At 67.0% G+C, this 8,083-nt stretch carries 9 protein-coding genes; 3 read left to right on the top strand and 6 right to left on the bottom strand.

Annotated elements, in window-relative coordinates; translation table 11 throughout:
- Window positions 1-225: DUF7660 family protein (locus O3X23_RS36745; RefSeq protein WP_269277151.1), on the bottom strand; the 225-nt coding region annotated here is incomplete at its 3' end.
- Between the two features lie 265 nt (window positions 226-490).
- Here O3X23_RS36745 and O3X23_RS36740 point away from each other — a divergent pair.
- Window positions 491-661: a hypothetical protein gene (locus O3X23_RS36740; RefSeq protein ID WP_269277148.1), complete on the top strand. Its 171-nt coding sequence runs from the start codon at window positions 491-493 to the stop codon at window positions 659-661.
- A 189-nt stretch (window positions 662-850) separates the two neighbouring features.
- On the opposite strand, the gene O3X23_RS36735 is transcribed toward O3X23_RS36740, so the two are convergent.
- The 5 genes from O3X23_RS36735 to O3X23_RS36715 all read right to left on the bottom strand — a co-directional run bounded on the left by O3X23_RS36735 (window position 851) and on the right by O3X23_RS36715 (window position 3,572).
- Window positions 851-1,252, bottom strand: a complete 402-nt coding sequence (locus O3X23_RS36735; protein WP_198359045.1) for a hypothetical protein — start codon at window positions 1,250-1,252, stop codon at window positions 851-853.
- Window positions 1,253-1,306: 54 nt separating this feature from the next.
- The gene (locus tag O3X23_RS36730; RefSeq protein ID WP_269277145.1) at window positions 1,307-1,543 is read right to left on the bottom strand and encodes a hypothetical protein; all 237 of its coding nucleotides are present in this window, start codon (window positions 1,541-1,543) and stop codon (window positions 1,307-1,309) included.
- A gap of 851 nt (window positions 1,544-2,394) precedes the next feature.
- Window positions 2,395-2,655 (bottom strand): DUF7660 family protein, encoded by a 261-nt coding sequence (locus O3X23_RS36725; RefSeq protein WP_198359047.1) that lies wholly within the window; start codon window positions 2,653-2,655, stop codon window positions 2,395-2,397.
- Window positions 2,656-2,790: 135 nt separating this feature from the next.
- On the bottom strand, window positions 2,791-3,294 hold the full coding sequence (locus tag O3X23_RS36720; RefSeq protein ID WP_198359048.1) for a DUF4760 domain-containing protein: 504 nt from the start codon (window positions 3,292-3,294) through the stop codon (window positions 2,791-2,793).
- Between the two features lie 35 nt (window positions 3,295-3,329).
- Window positions 3,330-3,572: a hypothetical protein gene (locus tag O3X23_RS36715; RefSeq protein WP_198359049.1), complete on the bottom strand. Its 243-nt coding sequence runs from the start codon at window positions 3,570-3,572 to the stop codon at window positions 3,330-3,332.
- 971 nt (window positions 3,573-4,543) lie between these two features.
- Here O3X23_RS36715 and O3X23_RS36710 point away from each other — a divergent pair.
- Both O3X23_RS36710 and O3X23_RS36705 read left to right on the top strand, forming a co-directional pair.
- Complete coding sequence (locus tag O3X23_RS36710) at window positions 4,544-5,203, top strand: DUF4389 domain-containing protein (protein ID WP_198359050.1); 660 nt, start codon at window positions 4,544-4,546, stop codon at window positions 5,201-5,203.
- Between the two features lie 198 nt (window positions 5,204-5,401).
- Window positions 5,402-7,987: a cation-translocating P-type ATPase gene (locus tag O3X23_RS36705; protein ID WP_232486055.1), complete on the top strand. Its 2,586-nt coding sequence runs from the start codon at window positions 5,402-5,404 to the stop codon at window positions 7,985-7,987.
- The last annotated feature ends 96 nt before the right edge of the window (window positions 7,988-8,083 follow it).

Raw genomic sequence — 8,083 nt, 5'->3', positions numbered from 1 at the left:
GAAGAAAGTCCAATCGCCGTCGACCGGCATCTCCTGGCCGAAGTTCCGATACCAGTTCGGCGAGGACCTGATCCAGGGCGCCAGCGCTTCCAGGTACTGCTCAAGCGTGGGGTTCTCCCACTCGTCGTCACGGTGGAGGAAATCCGCCCGCAGGTCGAGGATGTGCGCCACCAGAGCTTCCCTGCTGTCGACTTCATTGGCCGGATTCGCTGGCAGCTCCATCATGTCGGCACCGTACCGCGCCACCGACGCCAAGCGCATGCGACCCCGGAACCCGATGTTTCTCCGCCCGTTCGCACAGGGGCAGACCGCGCGTTGTACGTCCTCCGGCATCCCGAAAATCCGTCGCGCTCTGTCGTACCCGCTGTGGCATCTTGAGCAGCATGATCGAAGTGACTGACCCGCGTAACCCGGCGGCCGCGTAGGGGACATCTACGAAGACTGCTCCTTCCACCCAGTCCTCTGCACAGAGATCGACAATGACGGCGGCGTGGTACTCAGCGGCATCTCGCTCATCGACGGCAGCTTTCCTCGGTCGTGCGATGGCCAGTACTGTGCACCCATCCGCATCCGGGTCGAAGAGGTCATGACCATCAAACGTGACCTGGCGAGCTACGTCAGCCGGCGGCAGATCGAGCTGGGCAGAGCCGACAACGTATGAAGGCCGGCTGAGTCCATCGTCCATCGCACGTGCTTCCCAAGTCCGTTTTCCCTGCTCAGAGGCTGACTCGCCCGGGTTCACCGGCGTTCAGACCGGGTCGGGGCGTCAGGCGCGGCAGCGACGCGTACGCCCTCGAACCGAGCCGCACGGCGGCGAATGAGACGGAGAATGAGACGGCCGCAGAGGCGCTCACCAGTCCCGCCACTGGTCCGTGAGTTCATGCCGGCCAAGCCCGCGCCTGGCGGTCAGGGCCCTGACATCGACCCCGTGCTCGGTGAGGGCCTCATCGATGTAGGCACACAACCGCTCGCGCTCATCCGTCTCGAAGGCGCTTTCGTCGTGGTCCTCGTTCACGGCGTTCAGGGCCAGGACAACGCGCTCCACTACGGCGAAGATCTGCGCGTCGTCTCCTCCGGCGACCGTGGGCAACTCGGCCTCGAACGTGTCGAGGACGGCATCGGTCTCCAGCAAGAGCTTCTCAGGGAAAAGTTCGACCCTGTAAGCACACTCGGGATCAAGTATGCCAGCGCTCAGCTCCGCAGCCTCCTCGGCCACACCCCTGCGCCAGTGCGTCGTTGGTCTCTCAGTCATGAAGCGGACCGTATAGCGCAGGTCTGACAGCGATGCCCGCTCCCACAATCCAGCTCATGACTGCGACGCGCTGGCCGTGATCTCAAATCCGGAGGACTCATCCCAGGGAACCGCCTTCCAGAGGCTGACTACCGCGGCCCATATTCGATTCACCAGGGGCCAGTCAGGGTTGTTTCCGCTGAGGGTGACCATGGCCAGCAGATCGCATCCCCAGATGCCCTGCTCATCGTTGGGCGACGTGGCGATCACCGCTTCCGCTATCGCTGCAACCCCCACGTGTACTTCAAGCATGAGCAAGTCTGCGACTGATCCGTCACTGGCACTGTTCTTGGTGCCCAGCTTGGCGCGGCCACCGGATCGACGTACGGGCCTTGCCACTCGCCTACCAGAGGTTCGCCCGTCTCCAACAGATAGTCCAGCAGGCGATCAAGTGCCTCGTCTCCCTTCGCTTCTCCTGAGCGGCAGAAAAAGTTGAGCTGATAGGCCATCGGTCCCCCGTCGTTCGACGAATGCTCACGCATCGCAGTCTCCGCTCCATGGCGCTGAACGGCCGGCAGCTGCCTTCGGCAACCACAACGATGCACGCACGGCACCTGACATCGCGGTACCCAGAGGGGCGTTCCGTAGCAAATGGATGGAGACACGCGAGGCCCCCGTTCCCAGCGTTGCCGCTGGTGGCGGGGTCTTCTGACACCGTTCCAAGGTGCCGCTGGAGGGATTCGAACCTGTGCACCCGGCTCCGGAGGCCGGAGGCGTCCCAGCGGTTCTCGCACTTCAGGCGGCCTGCGTGGCTTTGGGTGCCCTGCCCCATCCCGCAAATACGCCGCTTCTGGGAGGATGCGATGTGATCACCCTCGACGTCAGTACCGCCGCCGACGAACGTGAGCTGCGGCCATGCTCAGGCAAGCCCTCGACCACTACCAGGCTGACTACTGCCCTGGCTTCGTATCCGAGTACATATAGCTGGCCTTCCACTCCGTCGACAGAACCTGGGCTTGGGAATCACAGGCCAAGCAAGCGGCTAGTGGGGCGCTGAGCTGCGGAAACGAGGTCGCGATCGGGGCCCAGGACGCAGGGTACCCAGGCCCACGATTGACCGTGGTTTACCGCCCCACCGGGCACGCAACGGGCACGGTGCGCAGCTACACGTATACCTTCGCGGCGCTCAACGCCCGCGCGAGGAAAGTCCAATCGTCGTCGATCGGCATCTCCTGGCCGAAGTTCCGGTACCAGTTCGGCGACGACTCGATCCAGGCCGCCAGCGCTTCCAGGTACTGCTCAAGCGTGGGAATCTCCCACTCGTCGCTGCGGTCGAGAAGATCCGCCCGCAGGTCGAGGATGTGAGCTACAAGAGCTTCCCTGCTGTCGACTTCATTGGCCGGGTTGACTGGCAGCTCCATCATGGCGGCACCGTACCGCGCCACCGGCGTAACCCGCGCACCCATCCGCATCCGGACCGAAGAGGTCATGGCCATTGAACGCGACCTGGGCGGGGTGGCTCCACCTCGGAGCCTTCGGGTCCGCGGAAGGCGCGATGACTACAGCCGCCACCGCTTCTCGCGCGACCTGGCTTCGGACGGCGATGTCTCCCGGACCAGATGGTACAAATTCTCGAAGTAGACCTGCCAACGGATGGGGTCTTGCAGAGAGGGACTTCGCCTCGCGCGCTCCGCGCGAATCAGCGGCTCCATCTTCTCCCAAATCAGGATGACGGAGCCGCCCAAGTACCCCGAGACGGGCTCCACGTCGACCACGTTGTGGGTGACCAGGGCGCCGACGTTGTCGTAGAACCAAGCCAGGTCACGCACGAGTTTCTGCTTGTCCGGCGGGAGGGCGTCGAGCCCCTGTGACAAATCGAAGGTATCGAGCTCTCGGTAGACGAAGGCTCGGGCCTCGGTGAGGTTGTCGTCTCGATGCTCACTGAAGAGCCCAATGACGACCGGCAACGTGTTGGAGTGGCGGGCCAGCGTTAGTTGCCGGAGGGACACCAGCACCGAGACGACCACGGCCGTGATGGATAACGCCAACGCTACTACGTTCACTCAGGTCCTCCATGGGCCATGGACGGGCCGCAGGCTCAGCTGTCTTCAACCGCGGGAGCCTGCACCTTGCCGCGCATGGCGGCACTCCCTTGCCCGCCGGGCGACAGCATCACGATGCCGTCGTTGCCCATGCCGCCCAAGAAGGCCTCTTGGATGACGTACGGGGCACCTGCTAGGACGAAACGCACTGAACCATCGTCGTACGCGGTCACGCGCACCTTGCGGCCGTCCGGCAAATCCATGTGCTCGTTGAACACACGCGTGCGCTTCTCCGACATGTACCCCCCTGGGTGCCACCAACATTGAGCAGTCACGGTACCCGCCCCCGTAGTTGAGCGGCACTCCTCGCGCCATCGGTCTGCGGAGAGTGCCGCGCGACAAGGGCGCGTCGCGTGCTGGGGGGGCGCGGGTCTGGCTCACGTTGCTTGTCGGGCGTAGGGGGCGGGATGTTCAGGAGTGCTCAAAAAGCGCTACTGGTGTTCGTGGCATTGGTATTGCTCGCGGTGACCAGCGGCTCTCCGGCCGGGGCGCTCTCGCGGACGGCACGGGTCCCTGCGTCGTTGCCAGCGGCTCTGCCGACCAGAGCGCTGGCGGATCTTCCGAAGCCGCAGAAGGCGATGTCCCCCGCCTACGGCGAACAACCATCGCGGTCGTCATGACGGGGCGGGACCAATGATGGAACTACGATCATGGGAATCCGGTCATCGAAGCCGTCGAGGCAGCGGCCGTCGCGCTGTGTCGGTCCCGGGTGGCTCTCGGAGCGGCCGGACCTGATCGTGGATCCGTGGCCGTCAACGGGAACCGGGAGCTGCTCGCCGGGCGTCCGGTGTGGATCTTCGGTGTCTACATGCCGGGCGCTCTGCGCCGCCCCTGGAGGCCGCTGGCCGACAAGGAGGGGCACAAGGTGATCCGCAAGGTCCAGTCGGCCTTGCACCCTGGCGGACACCGCCTGTGCCTGGCATCGCCACCCGTGATCAGTTGCCGTGCACGGAGACCCGGATGTTCGGGCTGATGCGGCTGCCGGTACGGCGACCAGCGGGACTGGGACGTGAGCGACTTCTTCGGCGATGACACCGCGGCAACCCTGACGTAGCGGGCCATTGGGGCCGAGGGGCCCTGTCGCGCGGGCCGCACGGCCCTCGCGGTGGCTCCCTGGGCGCGGGCACGCTGGCTGTATATGTCGGTGGTGACCGTTCGACTCACTTCGAGAGCCGAGTTCGGCCATCGCCGTACCAAGGAGCTGATCGCCATGACATCCACGACTACGACGATGCCGGACTATCCGGTGCGGGTGGATGCGGTGCTGGACGCGCCGCTGTCGCGCTGGCTGTGGCTGGTGAAGTGGGTGCTGGTCATCCCGCACTGGATCGTGCTGTTCTTCCTGTGGATCGCCTTCATCGTCGTCAGCGTGATCGCCTTCTTCGCCATCCTGTTCACCGAGCGCTATCCGCGAACGCTGTTCGACTTCAACGTGGGTGTGCTGCGCTGGAGTTGGCGGGTCGCTTACTACTCCTACGGTGCGCTCGCCACCGACCGCTACCCGCCCTTCAGCCTGGGCGAGGAGCCCGACTACCCGGCCCGGCTGGACATCGCCTACCCGGAGCGGCTGTCACGTGGGCAGGTGCTGGTGAAGTGGTGGCTGCTGGCCATCCCGCACTACATCATCATCGGCTTCTTCCTCGGCGGCGACCATTTCGGCTGGTGGTCCGGCGGGCTCATCGGCGTCCTCGCGATCTTCGCAGGCTTTTTCCTGGCGTTCACCGAGAAGTACCCGAAGGACCTCTTCGACCTGGTCATGGGCCTCAACCGCTGGGTTCTGCGGGTAGCCGCCTACACGGCTCTGATGACGGACGTCTACCCGCCGTTCCGGCTGGACATGGGCGGCCGTGAGCCGGATGCCCAGCCGTGATCGCCGCTCTGGCCACAGCGCTCCTGAACGTGCACGCGTGCTGATCTGAAGGCGACTGGTTCCACCCCTGGCTGACCGTCGGGGCGCTGCTCGATGCTCCCGTCGCCTTCGCCGCAGCCCAATCGCGGCCCAGCGCCCGTACCGACCCCTGACCCCCGCCACCCGGCCGTACCGGCCATAGTCGCCCCGGAGGCGAGCATGACCCATATGTCCACCACGGTCTCCGGTCCGGTAAGGCCGGCCGGCCTGACCGAGGAAGAGGCCGCCAAGCGGCTGGCGGACCACGGTCCGAACGAAATGGCCCGGCAGCGCCGAATTCCGCTGCGGTCGCGGATCGTCGCGCAGCTGCGCGACCCGTTGATCCTGGTCCTGCTGGCGGCGGTGGTGCTCACCGTGGCAACGGGAGACCATCCGGATGCGGTCGTGATAGCCCTGGTGGTCCTGGTCAACACCACCGTCGGGGTGATCCAGGAGATACGGGCCGACAACGCGGTCGCGGCGCTGACCGCGATGACCGCACCGACCGCGCGGGTGCTGCGTGGCGGCACCGAACGAGAGGTGCCCTCGGCGGCCGTGGTGCCGGACGACATCCTGGTGCTAGGTGAGGGCGACATCGTCCCTGCGGACGCGGCTCTGGTTCAGGCCTCTGCCCTGCTCGTCGACGAGTCCGCACTGACCGGCGAGTCTGTGCCGGTGGACAAGGACCCGGACGCCGCCGACCGGGACGCCGGACAGCTGCAGGCGGGGACCGTCGTCCTACGCGGCCGGGCGGTCGCCACCGTTACCGCCACCGGGGCCCACAGCGCGCTCGGCCGGATCGCCGCCTTGCTGCACCCGCGGTCGGAACTCACGCCGATGCAGCGCCGGTTGGCCGGCCTCGGGCGGGTGCTGGCTCTGGTCACGGTCGCTCTGTGCCTGGTCGTCTTCGCTCTCGGACTGATGCGTGGCCAGTCTCCGGAGATCATGGCCGTGACAGCGATCAGCCTGGTGGTAGCAGCCGTCCCGGAGTCCCTGCCCGCTGTCGTCACCCTTGGCCTGGCAATCGGCGCACGGCGAATGGCGGCCCGTAACGCGATCGTCCGCAGACTGCCCGCTGTGGAGACCCTCGGCTCGGTCACTGTGCTGGCAACCGACAAGACCGGCACCCTCACCGAGGGCCAGATGGTCGTGGAGCGAGTCTGGACCACTGAGGGCACAGCCACCTTCACCGGCAGGGGGTATGAGCCCGTCGGCCGGTTCCTCGCGGATCCGGACGTCAGTCGTGCCGCACGGACGCTGCTTACCGCAACAACGCTGTGCAACGACGCGTCACTGCGCCCGCCCGGAGACGGTGAGGACCGGTGGAACGCGCTCGGTGACCCCACTGAGGCGGCTCTGCTCGCTGCCGCTGCGAAGGCGGGATGTGACCGTGAGGAACTGCTGAGCACCCGTCCCCGTATCGGCGAGGCTCCCTTCGACAGTCTGCGCAAGCGCATGTCCACCTGGCACCGCTTGCCCACCGGGCAGATCGAGGTCTGTCTCAAGGGCGCACCGGAGGCGGTGCTGGACGGCACGCTCCTGGAGGAGAGCCCCGAGGTTCTGGATCTTGCCCGCCGGGAGGCCGACCGGCTGTCCGCCGAGGGCTTCCGGGTGCTGGCCGTGGCATCGGCCGTGCATGGCGGCCTGCCTACCGGGTACGAGGATGCGGAGTCCGGACTGCGGCTGCTCGGCCTGACAGCGCTCAGCGACCCGCCCAAGGAAGCCGCTGCGGCCACCATCGCGGCCTGTCGCCGCGCGGGCATCACCCCGGTGCTGATCACCGGTGACCATCCGGCAACCGCACGCGCCATTGCCACCCGGGTGGGCATCCTCGGCGCGGAAGGCGACGGTGCGGTGATCAGCGGCCGCGAAATGACCGACGGGCAGATACCTGATCTCACCCGGGTACGGGTGTTCGCCCGCACCACCCCGCAGCAGAAGCTGGACATCGTGCAGGCATGGCGGGCCCAGGGCGCGGTCACCGCGATGACCGGCGACGGTGTCAACGACAGCCCGGCGCTGCGGCAGGCCGACATCGGTGTGGCGATGGGCCGCCGGGGCACCGAGGTCGCCCGGCAGGCCGCCGACCTGGTACTGGCCGACGACGAACTGGCCACCGTGGTCTCGGCGGTGGAGGAGGGCCGCCGGGTCTACGACAACATCCGACGCTTCCTCCTCTACGCCCTGGCCGGCGGCGCAGCCGAGATCCTCGTCATGCTGCTCGGCCCACTGCTCGGGCTCGCCCTACCCCTGCTGGCAGGCCAGATCCTCTGGATCAACCTGCTCACCCACGGCCTGACCGGAGTCGCCATGGGCGCCGAACCGGTCTCCGAGAACGCCATGCTGCGGCCGCCTCGCCCGCCCCACCAGCATGTGCTCGGGGACGGGCTGTGGCAGCGGGTGCTTCGTCTGGCAGCACTGGTCACCGTTGCGAGCCTCGCGGCGGCCGAATGGGCCCGGCACTCCGGACAGCCGTGGCAGACCACCCTGTTTCTCGCTCTGCTGATCGCCCAGCTCGGCGTCGTACTCGGTCTGCGCGAGCGGCTGTTCACCCGGGAGAACCCCTTCCTGCCCGCGGCTGTTCTGGCCTCGGTCGCCCTGGGTGCTGCGGCGCTGTACCTGCCGTTCCTGCAGACCGTGCTGCAGACCTCACCGCCGGCCTGGTCCGGTCTCACGGCCGCCGTGGTCGCCGGTCTGGCCGGCTTCTGCGCCGCCCGCGTCGAGAACCGGTCCGCACGGATCGGTTCTCGACGCGGGCGGCGGTGACGGCGGAGCGGAGAGCACATGGATGGGGCAATGGGGAACTCCGGCGAACTGACAGACCTCCTGGTGGACGACCGGGATCGACGTTGGGACCGCGGT

It is taken from the genome of Streptomyces sp. H39-S7, from assembly GCF_027158205.1.
In the GTDB taxonomy this organism is placed as follows: Bacteria; Actinomycetota; Actinomycetes; order Streptomycetales; family Streptomycetaceae; genus Actinacidiphila.
The sequence above is the reverse complement of the archived record's forward strand: the minus strand, read 5'-3'. Positions and strand labels throughout refer to the sequence as shown.

What these genes read in the sequence shown, in the direction of transcription:
- O3X23_RS36715 (WP_198359049.1), bottom strand. Translation starts at nt 3,572, where the DNA reads ATGTCGGAGAAGCGCACGCGTGTGTTCAACGAGCACATGGATTTGCCG.
- O3X23_RS36725 (WP_198359047.1), bottom strand. Translation starts at nt 2,655, where the DNA reads ATGATGGAGCTGCCAGTCAACCCGGCCAATGAAGTCGACAGCAGGGAA.
- O3X23_RS36710 (WP_198359050.1), top strand. Translation starts at nt 4,544, where the DNA reads ATGACATCCACGACTACGACGATGCCGGACTATCCGGTGCGGGTGGAT.
- O3X23_RS36735 (WP_198359045.1), bottom strand. Translation starts at nt 1,252, where the DNA reads ATGACTGAGAGACCAACGACGCACTGGCGCAGGGGTGTGGCCGAGGAG.
- O3X23_RS36730 (WP_269277145.1), bottom strand. Translation starts at nt 1,543, where the DNA reads ATGCTTGAAGTACACGTGGGGGTTGCAGCGATAGCGGAAGCGGTGATC.
- O3X23_RS36705 (WP_232486055.1), top strand. Translation starts at nt 5,402, where the DNA reads ATGACCCATATGTCCACCACGGTCTCCGGTCCGGTAAGGCCGGCCGGC.